Source organism: Escherichia sp. HH41S, from assembly GCF_009820115.1.
GTDB classification, from domain to species: Bacteria; Pseudomonadota; Gammaproteobacteria; order Enterobacterales; family Enterobacteriaceae; genus Escherichia; species Escherichia coli_F.
Window position 1 is genome coordinate 182,806 of the sequence record NZ_VNXE01000095.1, and the last position, 21,345, is coordinate 204,150.

At 50.4% G+C, this 21,345-nt stretch carries 15 protein-coding genes; 7 read left to right on the forward strand and 8 right to left on the reverse strand.

The genetic code is table 11. From position 1 onward, the window contains the following. Positions 1-3: 3 nt before the first annotated feature. Positions 4-780 carry a YfaP family protein gene (locus FQZ95_RS18690; RefSeq protein ID WP_032184657.1) on the forward strand — a complete coding sequence of 259 codons (777 nt, stop codon included), beginning with the start codon at positions 4-6 and terminating at the stop codon, positions 778-780. A gap of 73 nt (positions 781-853) precedes the next feature. Here the strand turns inward: FQZ95_RS18690 and atoB are convergent, their stop codons facing one another. From atoB to atoS, 6 genes are all read right to left on the reverse strand, one after another. Further along, a complete protein-coding gene (gene atoB, locus FQZ95_RS18695) occupies positions 854-2,038 on the reverse strand; it encodes an acetyl-CoA acetyltransferase (RefSeq protein ID WP_160530511.1) in 1,185 nt (394 codons plus the stop codon). 30 nt (positions 2,039-2,068) lie between these two features. Continuing rightward, on the reverse strand, positions 2,069-3,391 hold the full coding sequence (locus FQZ95_RS18700) for a TIGR00366 family protein (RefSeq protein WP_105287777.1): 1,323 nt from the start codon (positions 3,389-3,391) through the stop codon (positions 2,069-2,071). Beyond that, on the reverse strand, positions 3,388-4,038 hold the full coding sequence (atoA, locus tag FQZ95_RS18705) for an acetate CoA-transferase subunit beta (RefSeq protein ID WP_000339051.1): 651 nt from the start codon (positions 4,036-4,038) through the stop codon (positions 3,388-3,390). The genes FQZ95_RS18700 and atoA overlap by 4 nt, the downstream gene beginning before the upstream one ends. Further along, positions 4,038-4,700: an acetate CoA-transferase subunit alpha gene (gene atoD / locus FQZ95_RS18710; protein WP_000850525.1), complete on the reverse strand. Its 663-nt coding sequence runs from the start codon at positions 4,698-4,700 to the stop codon at positions 4,038-4,040. Before atoD ends, atoA begins: the two co-directional genes overlap by 1 nt. A gap of 195 nt (positions 4,701-4,895) precedes the next feature. Beyond that, a complete protein-coding gene (gene atoC, locus FQZ95_RS18715; protein WP_000125285.1) occupies positions 4,896-6,281 on the reverse strand; it encodes an acetoacetate metabolism transcriptional regulator AtoC in 1,386 nt (461 codons plus the stop codon). Then, positions 6,278-8,104: a two-component system sensor histidine kinase AtoS gene (gene atoS / locus FQZ95_RS18720; protein WP_105287778.1), complete on the reverse strand. Its 1,827-nt coding sequence runs from the start codon at positions 8,102-8,104 to the stop codon at positions 6,278-6,280. The genes atoC and atoS overlap by 4 nt, the downstream gene beginning before the upstream one ends. Before the next feature lie 166 nt (positions 8,105-8,270). On the opposite strand from atoS, the gene rcsC reads away from it, so the two are divergent. After that, positions 8,271-11,120, forward strand: coding sequence for a two-component system sensor histidine kinase RcsC (rcsC, locus tag FQZ95_RS18725; RefSeq protein ID WP_032303395.1), 2,850 nt, complete (start codon positions 8,271-8,273; stop codon positions 11,118-11,120). A gap of 198 nt (positions 11,121-11,318) precedes the next feature. On the opposite strand, the gene rcsB is transcribed toward rcsC, so the two are convergent. Both rcsB and rcsD read right to left on the reverse strand, forming a co-directional pair. Further along, positions 11,319-11,969, reverse strand: coding sequence for a response regulator transcription factor RcsB (rcsB, locus tag FQZ95_RS18730; protein WP_001061917.1), 651 nt, complete (start codon positions 11,967-11,969; stop codon positions 11,319-11,321). Between the two features lie 16 nt (positions 11,970-11,985). Continuing rightward, entirely contained in the window at positions 11,986-14,658 is a 2,673-nt protein-coding gene (rcsD, locus tag FQZ95_RS18735) for a phosphotransferase RcsD (protein ID WP_105287779.1), read from the reverse strand. 738 nt (positions 14,659-15,396) lie between these two features. Here rcsD and ompC point away from each other — a divergent pair. The 5 genes from ompC (at position 15,397) to yojI (ending at position 21,174) form a co-directional block, all read left to right on the forward strand. Next, positions 15,397-16,500: a porin OmpC gene (ompC, locus tag FQZ95_RS18740; RefSeq protein WP_105287780.1), complete on the forward strand. Its 1,104-nt coding sequence runs from the start codon at positions 15,397-15,399 to the stop codon at positions 16,498-16,500. 111 nt (positions 16,501-16,611) lie between these two features. Beyond that, complete coding sequence (apbE, locus tag FQZ95_RS18745; RefSeq protein ID WP_105287781.1) at positions 16,612-17,667, forward strand: FAD:protein FMN transferase ApbE; 1,056 nt, start codon at positions 16,612-16,614, stop codon at positions 17,665-17,667. Positions 17,668-17,740: 73 nt separating this feature from the next. Beyond that, complete coding sequence (gene ada, locus FQZ95_RS18750) at positions 17,741-18,805, forward strand: bifunctional DNA-binding transcriptional regulator/O6-methylguanine-DNA methyltransferase Ada (RefSeq protein ID WP_032303392.1); 1,065 nt, start codon at positions 17,741-17,743, stop codon at positions 18,803-18,805. Then, positions 18,805-19,455, forward strand: coding sequence for a DNA oxidative demethylase AlkB (gene alkB, locus FQZ95_RS18755; protein ID WP_160530512.1), 651 nt, complete (start codon positions 18,805-18,807; stop codon positions 19,453-19,455). The genes ada and alkB overlap by 1 nt, the downstream gene beginning before the upstream one ends. Before the next feature lie 75 nt (positions 19,456-19,530). Then, positions 19,531-21,174 (forward strand): microcin J25 efflux ABC transporter YojI, encoded by a 1,644-nt coding sequence (yojI, locus tag FQZ95_RS18760; RefSeq protein WP_088541292.1) that lies wholly within the window; start codon positions 19,531-19,533, stop codon positions 21,172-21,174. The last annotated feature ends 171 nt before the right edge of the window (positions 21,175-21,345 follow it).

Here is a 21,345-nt window from a genome sequence, read left to right on the forward strand (position 1 = left end):
GCTATGCGAAAGATTTTTTTTCCGTTGTTACTGGTGGCGCTTTCGCCTGTCGCTCACAGTGAAGGTGTACAGGAAGTCGAGATTGATGCACCGCTCTCTGGCTGGCATCCTGCGGATGGTGAAGATGCCAGCTTTTCACAATCGATCAATTACCCCGCGTCGTCCGTCAACATGGCAGATGATCAAAATATCTCAGCGCAGATCCGCGGCAAAATAAAGAATTATGCGGCGGCGGGTAAAGTTCAGCAGGGCCGGTTGGTGGTCAACGGTGCCAGTATGCCGCAGAGAATTGAATCCGATGGTTCATTTGCACGCCCTTATATTTTCACTGAAGGCAGCAACAGCGTGCAGGTCATCAGCCCAGATGGGCGAAGTCGACAAAAAATGCAGTTTTACTCAACGCCGGGGGCTGGAGTGATTCGCGCGCGTTTACGGCTGGTTCTCTCGTGGGATACGGACAATACCGACCTCGATCTTCATGTTGTCACGCCGGATGGTGAACACGCCTGGTACGGTAACACGGTGCTGAAAAACAGTGGTGCACTGGATATGGATGTCACGACGGGGTACGGACCGGAGATTTTCGCCATGCCAGCACCAGTTCACGGGCGCTATCAGGTATATATCAACTACTATGGCGGACGCAGCGAAACGGAATTGACGACCGCCCAACTGACATTGATCACCGATGAAGGATCGGTTAATGAGAAACAGGAAACATTTATTGTACCGATGCGTAATGCTGGCGAGCTGACGCTGGTGAAAAGTTTTGACTGGTGATTAATGAGGTTACCTTTACTGCCAATGTTCAAGAAAACGCCCGATGACTTTCGCTATCGGGCGTTTTTACATGTTAATTCAATCGTTCAATCACCATCGCAATTCCTTGACCGCCGCCAATGCACAACGTTGCCAGACCCAGCGTTTTATCGCGTGCCTGCATTGCATGTAATAGTGTGACCAGAATACGCGCACCGCTGGCGCCGATAGGATGCCCCAGCGCGATGGCCCCACCGTTGACATTCACTTTCTCAGGGGCAAAGCCCAGCGTTTTCCCTACAGCAAGGAACTGCGCGGCAAATGCTTCATTGGCTTCGATAAGATCAATGTCTGCCAGCTGCAGCCCCGCCAGTTGTAACGCTTTTTGCGTGGCAGGCACTGGTCCCATACCCATCAATGCGGGGTGCACGCCGCCGCTGGCATAACTTTTAATACGTGCCAGGGGATTCAGGCCTGCTGCCAGCGCCGCGGATTCTTCCATAATCACCAGAGCGGCAGCACCGTCGTTAATACCTGACGCGTTCCCGGCGGTGACAGTACCTGCTTTATCGAAGGCCGGACGCAATGCAGCCAGAGCTTCTGTAGTAGAATCTGGTTTCGGGAATTCGTCTTGACTGAAGACGAGGGTTTTCTTCCGGGTGACAACATTTACCGGGACGATTTCGGCTGTAAAAGCACCGGACTCAATTGCGGCAACCGCTTTACGCTGTGAATGTAGCGCCAGTTCATCCTGCATTTCGCGGGTAATCCCGTACTCCTTAGCCACGTTTTCGGCGGTAATTCCCATATGATAACCATGGGTGGCGCACATCAGACCATCGCGCAGGATTACGTCATAAACCTGTCCGTCTCCCAGACGATAACCAGAGCGTGCTTTTGCATCGAGTAAGTAGGGCGCTAAACTCATATTTTCCATACCCCCCGCCACAATGCTCTGCGCCTGACCTGCCTGAATTGCCTGGGCGGCAAGCGCCACGCTTTTCAGACCCGAACCACACACCTTATTGACCGTGAATCCGCACACCGTTTCGGCCAGTCCGCTTTTTAACAGTGCCTGACGCGCCGGATTTTGCCCCAGCCCGGCTTGCAACACGTTACCCATAATCACTTCATCGATATGTTGTGAATCGATTTTTGCGCGTTCAATAGCGGCCTGAATTACTGTTGCTCCCAGATCGATGGCGCTGGTGGAGGCGAGTGAACCATTAAAACTACCGATGGCAGTACGTACCGCACTGACGATGACACAATTTTTCATTTTATATTCCTTCTGTCTGTAAAGTTGCCGTCAGAACAGCGTTAAACCAATGACGAAAATGACGCCGGAGAAAAGCAGAGCAGTGATGCAATAGCCCATGATGTCGCGGACACCGAGTCCGGCGATTGCCAGTGCTGGCAGCGCCCAGAACGGTTGTGCCATGTTCATCCATTGCTCGCCGTAGGCGATCGCCATTACCGATTTACCGAGATCGGCTCCCAGCGCCTGGGCTGCAGGTATCACGAAAGGTCCCTGAATAACCCAGTGACCGCCGCCAGACGGAACGGCGAAGTTAATCAGTGCAGAACTAAAGAAGGTCATTACCGGGAAGGTGTCTTTGTTCGCAACATTGATGAAGAATTCAGTAATGAACCCACCCAGACCGGAGTGCTCCATCATCAGTTGGATCCCGGCGTAGAAGGGGAATTGCACCAGAATACCGGCGGTACTGCGCGCAGCCGCGCTGATAGCACGCATATAAGCCATTGGCGTTTTATGTAGCAGCAGACCCGCAATCATAAACATCAGGTTGACGGTATTGATGGTGATGTTGAAGCCATGTTCGCTGAAGTACATCGCCAGGTAAGCGATACCGAGTGCGCCGATGATCAACGTCAGGATGCGACTTTCCTCCAGTCGCTCGGATGGTGGGGCATCTTTCGGTAGCTGCTTCTGAAAATCAGCCTCTTCCATGAGTAGTTTCGGATCGATACTCACCACGTCAGACGGTTTTGGCATCATCATGCGGGTAATAAATGGCATCACCACAATCAATGCCACAGTGATGAAAATGTTAAAACCACTGAACAGAGTATCGCCCACCGGGATAAGCCCGGCGATATGCTCAACCGGATTGCCCGGTGTGGCAGCCAACAGAGGCATTGAACCAGAGAAACCGCCACCCCAGGTAAGAAAACCAATGTAGGCGCAGGCAATGAGCAACGGATAATCAGAACCGGGTACTCGCCGGGCGACTTCACGGGCGAACATTGCTCCGACAACCAGACCAAATCCCCAGTTGATGACACAAGCGACTGAACCGAAGAAAGTGACCAGCATGACGCCCTGTACGGGCGTCTTTGCGGCGGAAGCGGCAGTACGCAGCAAGCTTTTCACCGGAGCAGAGCTGGCAAGGGCATGACCGGTAACGATGATAAGCGCCATCTGCATACCGAACGCCAGCAAGTTCCAGAAACCGTCCCCCCACATTTTCACCATGCTGATCGGCGTTTGTGGTGTTAACCAAAGCGCGATCACGAACGTTAGCAATGTCAGCAACATGGCAAAGATCAGTGGATCGGGAAGCCACCGGCTGACAAAACGCGTCATAAAACGCGAGATGCGACCAATCATAAATCACCCCGCTGCGTATTCAGATCGGCGGCGACTTCAAACTGAGCTTCGGTTTTGGCACGCACGGTGGCTAAATCACACCCGTCGGCAATTTCGGTGAGCCACATTTTGCCGTCAATGAAACGAAAGACTGCCAGTTCAGTGACCAGCATATGCACCGCGTGTTGCGCAGTGAGCGGCATGGTGCAGCGGCGCAAAATTTTTGCTGAACCATCTTTGGCGCAATGTTCCATGGCGATGATCACTTTGCGCGACCCGGTCACCAGATCCATCGCGCCACCCATACCGGGCACCATTTTTCCAGGCACTACCCAGTTCGCGAGGTTGGCTTCTTCGTCTACCTGCAAACCACCGAGTACGCAGGCATCAATATGACCACCACGAATCAGCGCAAACGACATTGCGCTGTCGAACATCGCTGCGCCGGGTAAAATGCCGCATGGTTGCCCGCCAGCGTTCACCAGATCTGGATGCGCTGTAGTGACTGGGCCTAAACCGAGGAAGCCATTTTCCGATTGCAGAGTGATATGAATATCCTCCGGTAAATAATTGGCGACCATTGTGGGTAAACCGATCCCTAAGTTAACGATGTCACCATCACGAAGCTCTTGCGCCACACGGCGCGCAATACGTTGTTTCGCATCCATTATTTGCTCTCCTGTGAAACGATGATGTGGTCGATAACGGCACCAGGGGTGACAATATGGTCAGGTTGCAGTTCGCCGGTTTCGACCAGTTCATCTGGCTCCACCAGCGTGATATCAGCCGCAAGGGCAATCAGGGGGTTAAAGTTGCGGGCGCTAAGTTGGTAGGTCAGGTTGCCAAGTGTGTCGCAACGATGGGCGCGAATGAGCGCCAGGTCGGCGCGCAGTGGACGTTCAAGCAGCCAGGTTTTACCGTCGAGTGTCAGCGTCTGTTTGCCTTCCTCTACGACGGTGCCGACACCAGTTGGCGTGAGAAAACCACCAAGTCCAGCTCCACCACAGCGAATTTGCTCAATCAATGTACCTTGCGGTACGAGAACGACCTCCATTTCGCCAGAAATCATGCGCCGTCCGGTTTCCGGGTTGGTGCCGATATGTGAAGCAATTACTTTGCGGACTCGACCATTGACGATGAGCGGACCGATGCCGGTATCAACAAACGCGGTATCATTGGCTATCAATGTCAGGTCGCGAACGCCAGATTCCAGTAATGCTTCCACCAGGCGGGATGGAGTGCCAATTCCCATAAATCCGCCCACCATGATGGTCATGCCGTCACGAAAGAAGCCGGAGGCGTCTTGTAATGTCATCAATTTTGTTTTCATTATTTATCCCTCTTGCATACACCGTTGTGGGTACAGTCAGGGAATAGCAAGGGGAGTGCCAGAATGAAAATGTTTGATATTGTTTTTTAACTTATTGAATAGTAAAGAATAAATAAGGTGGGGATTAAGAGGTTGAATGAACGGCTATGCAGAAATTTGCGCACTGTGCAAATTTCTGCATAGCAAGTTTTGGCGTTATACATCCGCCGGATCGATACCGTATTCCTGGAGTTTATACATCAATGCACGGCGACTGATGCCCAGCATTAAAGCAGTGCGGGTTCGGTTTCCTTCTTGTTGTTCCAGCACTTCCATAATGATGCGTTTTTCGACGCGTTTAATTTCCTCTTTTAAATTACGCTCACCGACAGGGGCTGTTTTTGCTTCACCAGCACTACAGACTGGCTGACGAATCTGCGGCGGAAGATCCTCAGAAAAAATGATCGGGCCTGAATTCATCACGACGGCGCGTTCAATAACGTTGGAAAGCTCTCGAATATTTCCCGGCCATGACCATGCGGTAAGCAGTGACATTGCCATCGGATCGATGTCGATAATATCGCGCTGATTCTCACTACTGAATTTTTGCAAAAAGTGATTAGCTAACAGGGAAATATCTTCCCGGCGATCGCGCAGAGGCGGCAGTATTAAATGAATAACGTTAAGGCGATAAAAGAGATCTTCACGGAAGGTGCCTTCTTTCACCATTGCCTGCAAGTCGCGGTTGGTGGCAGCAATGATGCGGATATCAACTTTTATGGTCTGATGACCGCCAATCCGTTCAAATTCCCGTTCCTGCAGAATGCGTAGTAATTTGGCTTGCAGTACCAGCGGCATTTCACCAATTTCGTCAAGGAGCAGAGTACCTTCGTTGGCACGTTCAAATAATCCCTGACGCAGGGTTTGTGCACCAGTAAATGCGCCTTTTTCATGACCAAACAGTTCACTTTCGAGCAACGATTCCGGCAGCGCCGCGCAGTTGACTTTAATAAACGGCCCCTTGGCCCGCCGCGAATTGTAGTGAATCGCTCTGGCAATCAACTCTTTCCCGGTGCCGCTTTCACCGCTAATCAAGACGCTGGCCTGAGAAAGGGCAATTTTGGCGGTGTCTTTGCAGATGTCCATCATTGCCGGGCTGTTAGTGAGAATGTGCCCCCATTGCCAACTGGTGCTTAGTGCCTGGTGCAGATGACGGATCTCTTTTTTCATTGACTGGAGTTGTAAAGCGCGCTGAACGATTAAATTCAACTCATCGAGATCAAACGGTTTGATGACATAGTCAAAGGCTCCGCAGCGTAGTGCTTCGACGGCGGTTTCCACTTCAGCATAGGCCGTCATCAGAATAACGGGTGTCCGTGTCTCATGGCTGCGCATCTCCTTGAGTGCCTTGATGCCGTCCATCTCTGGCATGCGGATATCCATCAACACCACGTCAGGGTGAATATCGGCAAACAGGTGTAATGCTGTGCGCCCGTTGTTCGCACAATGTGTTTCGAATCCTTGTAGTGCAAAAGCGGTGCTCAGCATACGGCGAACATTATCTTCATCATCCACAATAAGGATGCGATTAATAGCAGTCATACAGTCTGATTTCCCTGCGGGTTGATCGGTAAAATAAGCGTGAAGGTTGCGCCGTAGCCCGGCAAACTGGCGACGCGAATATCACCCTGATGGGCATTAATGATGCGTTGACTTAACGCCAGACCAAGCCCGGTTCCTGAGGCTTTGGTAGTGAAAAAGGGATCGAAGATCTTTTTTTGCAGCGAGAGATCAATGCCACTGCCGTTGTCCTCTATCGAAATGGCCTGTTGTGAGTCGCTATACTGCCAGGTTCGAATGCGAATTTTCCCTCGTGCACTGATAGCCTGGACGGCATTGATCAGGATATTCAGTAGTACCTGTTTGAGCAGTTCACGATCGGCGTTAATCGGGCTTAATTCATTATCCAGTTCGCTTATGAAGTCGACTCGCGCTTGTACGCCGGCGGTTTGTACCAGTACCAGAGTTTCTTCAACCAATGCATTGAGGCTGACTTGTTGCCATTGACTGTGGCGTGGGCGTGAAAATTCGAGCAATTGCTGAATAACTTTGTTAATTGAATCGATTTCTTTGAGTACTACGGACAGATATTCCTGATGTATTGGGTCACTGGTTTGTTGGCGCAAGATCTGTACATAACCACGAATAGCCGTTAACGGATTACGTACTTCATGCGCCACGCCAGCCATCAGCTCACCCAGTGTGGCGAGGCGTTCAGCTTGCGCCATTCGGCGCTGGGTTTCTTTGCGGGCAGTTAAATCAGAGAAAATCACCAAAGCACCTATCATTTCACCATGCGTATTATGAATACGACTGGTAGTGACACTGAGTTCAATGGTGCGCTCACGGCCTGGAAAACTGATCTCCAGCGCCACATGTTCGGTACCATGTTCCAGCGTATCCAGTACTGGACTGTAGAACGGAGTATTGTCGAACAACATGGAGTAAGGCTGCCCTACCAGTTCATGACGTTGATAGCCAGTGATGACTTCTGCTGCCGGGTTCATGGTGGTTACATCACCCTGGCGGTCAATGGCAATGACGCCATCGGCAGCGTTTTCAATAATCAGATCGTTAAGTGTTCGCGTTTCACGCAGTGCCTGGGCGAGGTTGTTGACACTCTGACTAATTTGCCCCATTTCACCGGGCAATTGTGGTAATCGAGTGGGAATATTTTGCGCCAGAGTCGCGAGACCATCGGTGATGATATCTATATTGGCGCTCAGGCGACGGGAGAAAAGGACAATCAACAGCAGGCTTATCAGCAAACCGGCGGTGAGCACAATGATAATCCTCACATCCATTTTCCAGGCCTGGCGGCGAATATCTTCGGTTAATTCATTGGCCCAGATATAACCGAGGATTTCACCATTACGCTCAATGGGGATCATTGAATTCAAAATATCGCCGCGCACCTGCCTGCCTGAATAAATCAAAGGAGTATTTGTACGCATGACTTCGCGACCAGGGTGATCTGCGGCAATAGTAACGCCCACATTATTCTGATACAGCGCTGAAGGCGCGTAAGTGATTATCGCATCCAGTGTTTTGTTGTAATAACCAGCACCTATGCCAGGAAAGGCGTGAGTGATATTTTCAGTAATGGGAGCAAGTTCTGCATTCAGTGCGTGGATTCGCTCCTCACGTGGTAAGTCGTTGTAGAGATCGTAGCGATCGCCTAGCGCCTGATTAAGCAGGTTGACCACGGCAGAAAGTTTTTTCTCTTTTTCAGATAAGACTGCTGAACGTCCTTCCGTTTCTACGATATAACCAATAGTAAGCGTTGGGACAATGACCATCAGGATTGCCATCAGGATCATTTGATTGCGTAAGCGGCGTGGATAAATCCACTTCATATAATGCATGCTGAATCCCACTAGTCTTGTCCGGTATATGACGATTATCAGAGGTTAAGGTGATGATTTCTCGGCGGTGTATCATATTCCAGAGAAGAGAGAACATTGCGGTAACACGCTTTTACCGCTACCTTAACCACACTCCATCGGTCACCTGAGGCGGAGCTTCGCCCCTTTGAAATACCTTGCTTCTTTTCGTACAACCCTGAAAGCCTCGCGCTACATGTTCAGAGCATTGGCGTTAGTGCTCTGGCTGTTGATTGCTTTTTCATCCGTTTTTTACATCGTTAATGCGTTGCATCAGCGAGAATCGGAAATTCGTCAGGAATTTAATCTGAGTTCCGATCAGGCTCAGCGCTTTATTCAACGCACCTCTGATGTGATGAAAGAGCTGAAGTACATAGCTGAAAATCGCTTATCGGCAGAAAACGGTGTGCTTTCGCCGCGTGGACGAGAAACGCAGGCAGATGTGCCAGTGTTTGAACCACTGTTTGCCGACTCCGATTGTTCCGCAATGAGTAACACCTGGCGAGGTTCTCTGGAGTCATTGGCGTGGTTTATGCGCTACTGGCGCGATAATTTCTCTGCGGCTTACGATCTCAACCGGGTATTTTTAATCGGCAGCGATAACCTTTGCATGGCCAATTTCGGTCTGCGTGATATGCCAGTGGAACGCGATACCGCGTTGAAAGCTTTGCATGAACGCATCAATAAATATCGAAATGCACCACAAGATGATAGCGGCAGTAACCTCTACTGGATCAGCGAAGGTCCGCGCCCTGGCGTCGGGTATTTTTACGCCTTGACGCCAGTTTATCTGGCGAACCGGTTGCAGGCGCTTTTAGGTGTTGAGCAGACCATCAGGATGGAGAACTTCTTCTTACCTGGTACGTTGCCGATGGGGGTAACCATTCTTGATGAAAATGGTCATACCCTGATTTCGCTTACCGGACCGGAAAGCAAGATTAAGAGCGATCCTCGCTGGATGCAGGAACGTTCCTGGTTTGGCTATACGGAAGGGTTCCGGGAACTGGTGCTGAAGAAAAACCTGCCACCTTCATCGTTAAGCATCGTCTATTCGGTGCCGGTTGATAAGGTGCTGGAGCGCATTCGCATGTTGATCCTTAACGCGATTTTACTGAATGTGCTTGCCGGAGCCGCGTTGTTTACTCTCGCACGGATGTACGAGCGGCGTATATTCATTCCTGCGGAAAGCGACGCCCTGCGACTGGAAGAGCACGAGCAGTTTAATCGCAAGATTGTCGCTTCCGCGCCAGTGGGTATCTGCATTTTGCGTACCGCTGATGGCGTTAATATTTTAAGTAACGAACTTGCGCATACCTATCTCAATATGCTTACGCATGAGGATCGCCAACGACTGACGCAAATTATTTGTGGTCAGCAGGTCAATTTTGTTGATGTCCTGACCAGCAACAATACCAATCTGCAAATCAGCTTCGTCCATTCGCGCTATCGTAATGAAAACGTGGCTATTTGTGTGCTGGTGGATGTTTCTTCGCGCGTGAAGATGGAAGAGTCGTTGCAGGAGATGGCACAAGCAGCGGAACAGGCGAGTCAGTCAAAATCGATGTTCCTTGCCACCGTAAGTCATGAGCTGCGAACGCCGTTGTATGGCATTATCGGTAACCTGGATCTGTTGCAAACCAAAGAGCTGCCAAAAGGCGTCGATCGTCTGGTGACGGCAATGAACAACTCTTCCAGCCTGTTGTTGAAAATTATCAGCGATATTCTCGATTTCTCGAAAATTGAATCAGAACAGTTGAAGATCGAACCGCGTGAGTTTTCACCGCGTGAAGTGATGAACCACATCACCGCCAACTATTTACCGCTGGTGGTACGCAAGCAGCTAGGCTTGTACTGCTTTATTGAACCGGATGTGCCAGTGGCCTTAAATGGCGACCCAATGCGTTTACAGCAGGTCATCTCCAACCTGTTGAGTAACGCCATAAAATTCACCGATACCGGCTGTATAGTTCTGCATGTTCGCGCTGATGGCGATTATCTCTCTATCCGTGTTCGCGATACCGGCGTGGGGATTCCGGCGAAAGAAGTGGTGCGCTTGTTTGATCCCTTCTTCCAGGTCGGAACGGGCGTACAGCGTAACTTCCAGGGGACTGGTCTGGGTCTGGCGATTTGTGAAAAACTGATCAGCATGATGGACGGCGACATCTCGGTAGATTCAGAACCGGGAATGGGCAGCCAGTTTACCGTGCGTATTCCGTTGTACGGCGCTCAGTACCCGCAGAAAAAAGGCGTGGAAGGGTTGAGTGGTAAACGCTGCTGGCTGGCGGTCCGCAATGCGTCGCTCTGTCAGTTCCTGGAAACCAGTTTGCAGCGCAGCGGCATCGTCGTTACAACATACGAAGGGCAGGAACCGACTCCCGAAGATGTGTTAATCACTGACGAGGTAGTGAGCAAAAAATGGCAGGGTAGAGCGGTAGTGACCTTCTGTCGTCGCCATATTGGTATTCCGCTGGAGAAAGCGCCAGGGGAGTGGGTACACAGTGTGGCTGCACCGCATGAGCTACCGGCATTGTTGGCGCGTATTTATTTGATCGAGATGGAGAGCGATGATCCTGCTAACGCTCTGCCGTCGACGGACAAAGCGGTCAGCGATAACGACGATATGATGATTCTGGTCGTGGATGATCATCCGATTAACCGGCGTCTGCTTGCAGATCAGTTGGGATCGTTGGGTTATCAATGTAAAACTGCGAATGATGGCGTCGATGCGCTTAATGTACTTAGCAAGAATCATATCGATATCGTGCTTAGCGACGTCAACATGCCAAATATGGATGGTTACCGCTTGACGCAACGCATTCGTCAGTTGGGGCTGACGTTGCCGGTAATCGGAGTAACTGCTAATGCGCTGGCTGAAGAGAAGCAGCGGTGTCTGGAGTCCGGTATGGACAGTTGCCTGTCGAAGCCGGTAACGCTGGATGTTATAAAACAGACACTGACGGTATATGCCGAGAGGGTCCGGAAATCGCGGGAATCGTAGGCTTATAAGACATTTACGCCGCATCTGGCATTCAGTGCAAATGCCAGATGCGACGCTGGTGCGTCTTATCTGGCCTACTTTGTTGTAATCCATTGAAATAATGGGAATCGTAGGCCGGATAAGGCGTTTACGCCGCATCCGGCATTCAGTGCAAATGCCAGATGCGACGCTGACGCGTCTTATCTGGCCTACAGATGATTAGTCTTTATCTGCCGGACTTAAGGTCACAGAAGAGAGATAATTCAGCAGAGCAATATCGTTCTCGACACCCAGCTTCATCATCGCAGATTTCTTCTGGCTACTGATGGTTTTGATACTGCGGTTCAGCTTTTTAGCGATCTCGGTCACCAGGAAACCTTCCGCAAACAGGCGCAGAACTTCACTCTCTTTTGGCGAGAGACGCTTGTCACCGTAACCACCAGCACTGATTTTTTCCAACAGGCGAGAAACGCTTTCCGGGGTAAATTTCTTCCCTTTCTGCAGCGCGGCGAGAGCTTTCGGCAGATCGGTCGGTGCACCTTGTTTCAGCACGATCCCTTCGATATCCAGATCCAATACCGCACTAAGAATCGCCGGGTTGTTGTTCATGGTCAGAACGATGATCGACAGGCTTGGGAAATGGCGCTTGATGTACTTGATTAAGGTAATTCCATCGCCGTACTTATCGCCAGGCATGGAGAGATCGGTAATCAACACATGCGCATCCAGTTTCGGCAGGTTGTTGATCAGTGCTGTAGAGTCTTCAAATTCGCCGACAACATTCACCCACTCAATTTGCTCAAGTGATTTGCGAATACCGAACAAGACTATCGGATGGTCATCGGCAATAATTACGTTCATATTGTTCATGTAATAGGCTACCTTGCTACAGCAAGCTCTTGACATAACTGTCAATGTCGCTGATGTATTTTTCTATTCCTGGAACATCCTTCTCACGAATCAGATGTTCCAGCGTTTCACATAACTGCTTGCCGGGTACCAGATTTAGCATGGCAAATACGCCTTTAAGACGATGAGCCGTTTGGGCTAACGCAGCAAAGTCACTGGTTGCTGCTTCAGTATACAGCCTCTTAACATCATCCGGTACTGTGTCTACAAAGAGCGCATAATAGCCGCTGGCATGGAGTTGCGCATTTTCATCTCCGCCCAGAGGCGATTCTGTCACCTCTTCCTGCGCCAGTTGCACTTCAATTAATTGTAAGACCGCTTCCTGCATAGCGTTGCTCATATTGAAGTTGACGCACAATTGACCAGGCCCAATTTCCCGTACGCCAGACTCATCATCGCTTAAAAGCAAGCCAGAGGCAGTAAGATTAGACGGATTATCCGTTAAAAAGATATCATAATCTTGACTAATTAATCTTTCATCGGGTGTGATACAGGTTGCACCCCAATTTTCTAACTGGCGAGTGACAATATTCCGAATTTCTGCTGAAGTGACATCCACCATTACGCAGACATCATCCAGTAAACGCTCTTCTTCCTCTTCAACTTCCGGATCAGCTGCGAGCATTTTGATATGCACAGAATAGCGTGTACCAAGCCCGTCCCGCGTTTTGATGTTTAAATGACCGCCCAGTTTACGCGCCAGTTGATCGCTCAACCAGAATGCCAGCGGGTCGGCCTTGCCATAGCGATCGTTTTGGGTCCGGTTGATAAACGGGAAGTGCAAATTATCCATTTCATGAATGCTTACGCCTTCACCGGTGTCCAGAATGCGGAAAGTCAGGCGGTCTTCGGAGGACTCATCCTGATCAACCTCAAGGGTGATTTTTCCCAATTGTGTTGAGGTCACGGCATATTGCATCAATAGCAGCAAAATACGGCGTAAGGCATCGCGATCGCCACGGCGCATATCGTGTGCTTTCAGATGATTGTTAATCAGCAGTTGCAGTCCTTTACGCTTGATGGCAGGCAATACTGAAGGCACAACTTCATCAATCAAATCCTGCACGGAGAACAGCTCCGTCTCACTTTTCCAGCTATCGTCCGCAAGCATATTCGCTAACTGTATTTCATCGACCAGCCGCACCAGCACATCTGCCTGATTCGCCAGTTGTTTGCCTTCCGGGGCGTTGAGTTTAGCCGCGCTCTCCGCCAGGGACTGTGCGGGTTCTTTCAGCGCATCGCCAATGTTTTTCATAAAGGTCATCCGCCCCTGCTGGTTTTTCTCATACAGACGCTGCGCCTGCTTGAGTTTCTTGTTTACCAGCACTTCGCGATCCTGATCGCGAATAATGAAAATTTGTGTGCGCGGCGCAACCTGGCTGCGGAACATGCGGATCTCATACAGCTCGTTATTGATCGTCGCCTGAATAATCCCCTGATGCTGCTCCGCCATGGTAGTGATGTTTTGCAGATTTAAATGCGGCAGCAAATGATCGGCAATTTTGTTACTTATGACAGTGCGGTTCGATTCCTGATCGTGAACCAGCAAGCCGAGCGGCAGCAGTGAGACTATCTCTTCATTAATTGCCCGTAAAATGCGCAATTCGTTATTGACCGCCGTGCTGGGGACGCTTTCTGTACTGCGGCTGGAGAAATGGCGGAATGTGGTATAGCCAAATAACGCCAGCGCCAGCAAACCGATGTTCAGCAGCAGTGGCAGCAGAATGTTTTGCAACGTATCCAGCAATAAGGTGCCATAAGGAACCTGCCAGACCAGGCGCATATCGGTAGAGTTGAGTGCCGAGGAGATTTCAATCTTCGTACTGTTAAAGTGGATACTGACGCTATCCGTCCCTTCTTTCTCATTTTCATTGTTTCCCGTTGCCGTCGCGTCTGGCTCAAGGCGGAAACTGTCCAGCGGCATACCCGGTGGGATCAAATCATTAATCGGCAGATCAAAAGCAACGACCGTTGCCAGATGTCCCGGCTGGTTGAACGTGGTACGCAAGGTAAAGTAATGACCGTTCTGCCAGGCCAGGCGGCGCAGGTTAGAAAAACTTTCGCGTTCATCGAGCGCGTTGGCCTGTTGCAACATCTCTGCGCGACGTGAATCAACAATGTCGCTGACGGTCGATTCTTTAAATCCGGAGGTGAGATCTTTGAGGGGCAGGGTCGAGATCAGTACCAGACTGTTATCCTGACCATTCAGGTAATACATCGACCACGGTATATTTTCTGCGCCCCATAACGTGTCCAGATAGGTGGACATCCGTTGAGTCATCTCAAGCGTTGAGTTGTCGTGAGAGCCAAAGATTAACGCTTCCGTTTTGCGGCGTGGTTTTTCCAGATAGTAGACATCCTGTTTCAGGCGCGTCTCTTGTAAACCTTCGCCGGAGGAGGGGGAGGTCGTCGCGGCAATGTTGTCGTAGATCTGCCAGGTCACATAACGCCAGGTATCGACGCGCTTTTGGATAGCGTGGGTAATGTCGACAATCTGGTAACTTTTATCTTTCAGCCAGGCGTTAACGGCGCTTTGTACCATTACACCCATCGTCACCAGTAACACAATGATCAACAGTAAAAAGAAGCGGGTAATGCTCCCCGGTAGGAGTGAAAAGCGGGTCGTGGCCGTTGTCTCTTTCTGACGCATTCGTGTTTATGACCTGTTAAAACTTCGCGAAGTGATAGGGCAGTATAAAGGGTACAGTGTGAAATTCCAGACTCTTACCTGATTGATGATTCTCTATTCTCCCGTGATATTTATCATCCTGCATTGGGGGAAATAGATGTACAAGCGCCATTTTGCTGTACAAATAACCTACAAAAAGCCTAACGAAATTAATTGCAAATAAACGAAGATTGCTGGAAATTATGCTGATGTTAATTATTTGTGAAATAGTTAACAAGCGTTATAGTTTTTCTGTGGTAGCACAGAATAATGAAAAGTGTGTAAAGAAGGGTAAAAAAAACCGGATGCGAGGCATCCGGTTGAAATAGGGGTAAACAGACATTCAGAAATGAATGACGGTAATAAATAAAGTTAATGATGATAGCGGGAGATATTCTAGTTGCGAGTGAAGGTTTTGTTTTGACATTCAGTGCTGTCAAATACTTAAGAATAAGTTATTGATTTTAACCTTGAATTATTATTGCTTGATGTTAGGTGCTTATTTCGCCATTCCGCAATAATCTTAAAAAGTTCCCTTGTATTTACATTCTGAAACATCTATAGCGATAAATGAAACATCTTAAAAGTTTTAGTATCATATTCGTGTTGGATTATTCTGCATTTTTGGGGAGAATGGACTTGCCGACTGATTAATGAGGGTTAATCAGTATGCAGTGGCATAAAAAAGCAAATAAAGGCATATAACAGAGGGTTAATAACATGAAAGTTAAAGTACTGTCCCTCCTGGTCCCAGCTCTGCTGGTAGCAGGCGCAGCAAACGCTGCTGAAGTTTACAACAAAGACGGCAACAAATTAGATCTGTACGGTAAAGTAGACGGCCTGCACTATTTCTCTGACGACAAGTCTGTAGATGGCGACCAGACCTACATGCGTCTTGGCTTCAAAGGTGAAACTCAGGTTACTGACCAACTGACCGGTTACGGCCAGTGGGAATATCAGATCCAGGGCAACAGCGCTGAAAACGAAAACAACTCCTGGACCCGTGTGGCATTCGCAGGTCTGAAATTCCAGGATGTGGGTTCTTTCGACTACGGTCGTAACTACGGCGTTGTTTATGACGTAACTTCCTGGACCGACGTACTGCCAGAATTCGGTGGCGACACTTACGGTTCTGACAACTTCATGCAGCAGCGTGGTAACGGCTTCGCGACCTACCGTAACACTGACTTCTTCGGTCTGGTTGACGGCCTGAACTTTGCTGTTCAGTACCAGGGTAAAAACGGTAGCGCAAGCGGCGAAGGCATGACCAACAACGGTCGTGGTGCTCTGCGTCAGAACGGCGACGGCGTTGGCGGTTCTATCACTTATGATTACGAAGGCTTCGGTATCGGTGCTGCAGTTTCCAGCTCCAAACGTACTGATGCTCAGAACACCGCTGCTTACATCGGTAACGGCGACCGTGCTGAAACCTACACTGGTGGTCTGAAATACGACGCTAACAACATCTACCTGGCTGCTCAGTACACCCAGACCTACAACGCAACTCGCGTAGGTTCCCTGGGTTGGGCGAACAAAGCACAGAACTTCGAAGCTGTTGCTCAGTACCAGTTCGACTTCGGTCTGCGCCCGTCTGTAGCATACCTGCAGTCTAAAGGTAAAAACCTGGGCACCATCGGTACTCGTAACTACGACGACGAAGATATCCTGAAATATGTTGATGTTGGTGCTACTTACTACTTCAACAAAAACATGTCCACCTATGTTGACTACAAAATCAACCTGCTGGACGACAACCAGTTCACTCGTGACGCTGGCATCAACACTGATAACATCGTAGCTCTGGGTCTGGTTTACCAGTTCTAATCTCGATTGATATCGAACAAAGGGCCTGCGGGCCCTTTTTTCATTGTTTTCAGCGTACAAACACAGTTTTTTGGTGTACTCTTGCGACCGTTCGCATGAGGATAATCACGTATGGAAATAAGCTTTACCCGCGTGGCACTGCTGGCTGCCGCGCTCTTCTTTGTTGGTTGCGATCAAAAACCACAACCCGCCAAAACCCACGCTATTGAAGTTACCGTTCTCGAAGGCAAAACCATGGGTACCTTCTGGCGTGCCAGCATTCCGGGCATTGACGCCAAACGCAGTGCCGAACTTAAAGAAAAGATTCAGACCCAGCTGGACGCTGACGATCAGCTGCTTTCGACCTATAAAAAAGATTCCGCGCTGATGCGATTTAACGACTCGCAAAGTTTATCGCCGTGGCCGGTAAGTGAAGCGATGGCCGATATCGTCACTACCTCGCTGCGCATTGGCGCAAGGACCGATGGTGCGATGGATATAACCGTCGGGCCGCTGGTGAATCTGTGGGGCTTTGGCCCGGAACAACAGCCGGTTCAAATTCCGAGCCAGGAACAAATTGATGCGATGAAAGCCAAAACCGGCTTACAGCACCTGACGGTCATTAATCAGTCGCATCAGCAATATCTGCAAAAAGACCTGCCGGAATTATATGTCGATCTCTCCACCGTCGGCGAAGGCTATGCGGCGGATCATCTGGCACGCTTGATGGAGCAGGAAGGGATTTCCCGCTATCTGGTGTCGGTGGGCGGCGCGCTGAACAGCCGTGGTATGAACGGTGAAGGCCAGCCGTGGCGGGTAGCGATTCAAAAACCAACTGATAAAGAAAACGCGGTTCAGGCCGTGGTGGATATCAACGGTCATGGCATTAGCACCTCTGGCAGCTACCGTAACTATTACGAACTGGACGGCAAACGTCTTTCCCATGTTATCGATCCGCAAACCGGGCGTCCCATCGAACACAATCTGGTATCCGTGACGGTGATTGCCCCGACGGCGCTGGAAGCCGACGCCTGGGATACTGGCTTAATGGTGCTTGGGCCGGAGAAAGCCAAAGAGGTTGTTCGCCGGGAAGGGCTGGCGGTTTATATGATCACCAAAGAGGGCGATAGCTTTAAAACCTGGATGTCGCCACAGTTTAAAAGCTTCCTGGTGAGCGAAAAAAATTAAAGCGCAAGATTGTTGGTTTTTGCGTGATGGTGACCGGGCAGACTAAAGGCTATCCTTAACCAGGGAGCTGATTATGAAAAACGCCACATGCTTAACTGACGATCAACGCTGGCAATCTGTCTTAGCCCGCGACCCGAACGCCGACGGCGAATTCGTTTTCGCCGTGCGCACCACGGGTATTTTTTGCCGTCCGTCTTGCCGAGCCAGACATGCCTTGCGGGAAAATGTCTCCTTCTACGCAAATGCCAGCGAGGCACTCGCCGCCGGATTTCGCCCCTGCAAACGTTGTCAGCCAGACAAAGCCAATCCCCGGCAACATCGCCTTGATAAAATTACCCACGCCTGCCGACTGCTGGAACAGGAAACGCCTGTAACGCTGGAAGCCTTAGCCGACCAGGTGGCGATGAGTCCGTTCCATCTGCATCGGTTGTTTAAAGCGACTACCGGAATGACGCCTAAAGCCTGGCAACAGGCCTGGCGCGCTCGCCGTTTGCGTGAATCGCTGGCGAAAGGGGAGAGCGTGACGACGTCTATTCTTAACGCCGGATTCCCCGACAGCAGCAGTTACTACCGCAAAGCTGACGAAACGCTGGGCATGACGGCTAAACAATTCCGTCATGGTGGCGAAAATCTGGCGGTGCGTTACGCGCTGGCTGATTGTGAGCTGGGCCGTTGCCTGGTGGCAGAAAGCGAGCGGGGGATTTGCGCGATATTGCTGGGCGATGATGACGCGACGCTAATCAGCGAGTTGCAGCAGATGTTTCCCGCTGCCGACAACGCGCCTGCCGATCTGACGTTTCAGCAACATGTGCGTGAAGTGATCGCCAGTCTCAATCAACGCGATACGCCGCTGACGTTACCGCTGGACATTCGCGGCACTGCTTTTCAGCAACAAGTCTGGCAGGCACTGCGCACGATACCTTGTGGTGAAACCGTCAGTTATCAGCAACTGGCGAACGCCATCGGCAAACCGAAAGCGGTACGGGCCGTTGCCAGCGCCTGTGCAGCCAACAAGCTCGCTATCGTAATACCCTGTCATCGGGTAGTCCATGGTGATGGCACACTTTCCGGTTACCGCTGGGGCGTGTCGCGCAAAGCGCAACTGCTGCGCCGTGAAGCTGAAAATGAGGAGAGGTAATGTTGGATCTGTTTGCCGATGCTGAACCGTGGCAAGAGCCACTGGCGGCTGGTGCGGTGATTTTGCACCGTTTTGCTTTTAACGCTGCGGAGCAACTAATCCGCGATATTAATGACGTTGCCAGCCAGTCGCCGTTTCGCCAGATGGTCACTCCAGGCGGTTATACCATGTCGGTGGCGATGACCAACTGTGGGCATCTGGGCTGGACGACCAATCGGCAAGGTTATCTCTATTCGCCCATTGATCCGCAAACAAATAAACCATGGCCCGCCATGCCGCAGAGTTTTCATGATTTATGTCAACGTGCGGCGACGGCGGCGGGCTATCCAGATTTCCAGCCAGATGCTTGTCTTATCAACCGCTACGCTCCTGGCGCGAAACTGTTGCTGCATCAGGATAAAGACGAACCGGATCTGCGTGCGCCAATAGTTTCTGTTTCTCTGGGCTTACCCGCGATTTTTCAATTTGGTGGCCTGAAACGAAATGATCCGCTCAAACGTTTATTGCTGGAACATGGCGATGTGGTGGTATGGGGCGGTGAATCGCGGCTGTTTTATCACGGCATTCAACCGTTGAAAGCGGGCTTTCATCCACTCACCGCCGACTGCCGCTACAACCTGACATTCCGTCAGGCAGGTAAAAAAGAATAAAAATAAGAATTATTATTGCTGTGCGCGCGGAGATGTTTAAACTGCGGGCTGTAATTCATTGTCCGGGTTTTTTGCATGGAACTTCTTGTACTTGTCTGGCGGCAGTATCGCTGGCCATTTATCAGTGTGATGGCGCTAAGCCTCGCCAGTGCGGCATTAGGCATTGGCTTAATTGCTTTTATCAATCAGCGCCTTATCGAAACGGCGGATACCAGTCTGCTGGTGTTGCCGGAGTTTCTCGGTTTATTGCTGCTGTTAATGGCGGTGACGCTAGGTTCGCAACTGGCGCTCACCACTCTGGGGCATCATTTCGTTTACCGACTGCGTAGCGAATTTATCAAGCGGATTCTGGATACTCACGTCGAGCGTATCGAACAACTCGGTAGCGCCTCGTTGCTGGCGGGGTTAACCAGCGATGTGCGCAATATCACTATTGCGTTTGTTCGTCTGCCAGAACTGGTGCAGGGGATCATTCTCACTATCGGTTCGGCGGCGTATCTGTGGATGCTGTCGGGCAAGATGTTGCTGGTAACGGCTATCTGGATGGCGGTCACCATCTGGGGCGGTTTTGTACTGGTGGCGCGGGTTTACAAACATATGGCGACCCTGCGTGAAACCGAAGACAAGCTGTACACGGATTTTCAAACTGTACTCGAAGGGCGCAAAGAGCTGACTCTTAACCGTGAACGCGCCGAGTATGTGTTTAACAACCTCTACATTCCTGATGCGCAAGAGTATCGCCATCATATCATCCGCGCAGACACCTTCCATCTTAGTGCTGTGAACTGGTCAAACATCATGATGCTGGGCGCAATCGGCCTGGTGTTCTGGATGGCGAACAGTCTCGGTTGGGCTGATACCAACGTTGCCGCGACCTATTCGCTAACGCTGTTATTCCTGCGTACGCCGCTGCTTTCGGCGGTTGGCGCATTACCGACGCTGCTGACGGCGCAGGTGGCGTTTAACAAGCTGAATAAATTCGCACTCGCGCCTTTCAAAGCAGAGTTTCCGCGTCCGCAGACGTTTCCCAACTGGCAAACGCTGGAGCTGCGCAATGTTACGTTTGCTTATCAGGATAACGCGTTTTCCGTTGGGCCGATTAACCTCACCATTAAACGTGGCGAACTGCTGTTTCTGATTGGCGGCAACGGTAGCGGGAAATCGACACTGGCGATGTTGCTGACGGGCTTGTATCAACCACAAAGTGGCGAAATTTTGCTGGATGGCAAACCTGTCAGCGGCGAACAACCGGAAGATTATCGCAAACTGTTTTCGGCAGTGTTTACCGATGTCTGGTTGTTTGATCAACTGCTGGGGCCGGAGGGGAAACCTGCTAACCCGCAACTGGTTGAGAAGTGGCTGGCGCAGCTGAAAATGGCTCATAAGCTTGAGTTAAGCAACGGGCGTATTGTTAACCTGAAGTTATCAAAAGGGCAGAAAAAACGCGTCGCGCTGTTGCTGGCGCTGGCAGAAGAACGCGATATTATCCTGTTGGATGAATGGGCGGCGGATCAGGACCCACACTTCCGTCGTGAGTTTTATCAGGTGCTGCTGCCGCTGATGCAGGAGATGGGTAAAACGATTTTCGCCATCAGTCATGATGATCATTACTTTATCCACGCTGACCGCCTGCTGGAAATGCGCAACGGGCTACTTAGCGAGCTGACAGGTGAAGAGCGCGATGCTGCTTCGCGTGATGCCGTTGCCCGGACGGCGTAATATTTCGACGCTGACCTGGCGGACTGCTGCCGCCAGGTCAATATTCTAAAAAACCCTTCGTTTCTAATAACCCTATAATTAATCAACGAAATTATAATGTTTCTAAAATTGGAATATAATTTATAAACATTATTTAAATGTTGTTACTTAAGTGTTACCGTTGATGCCGCG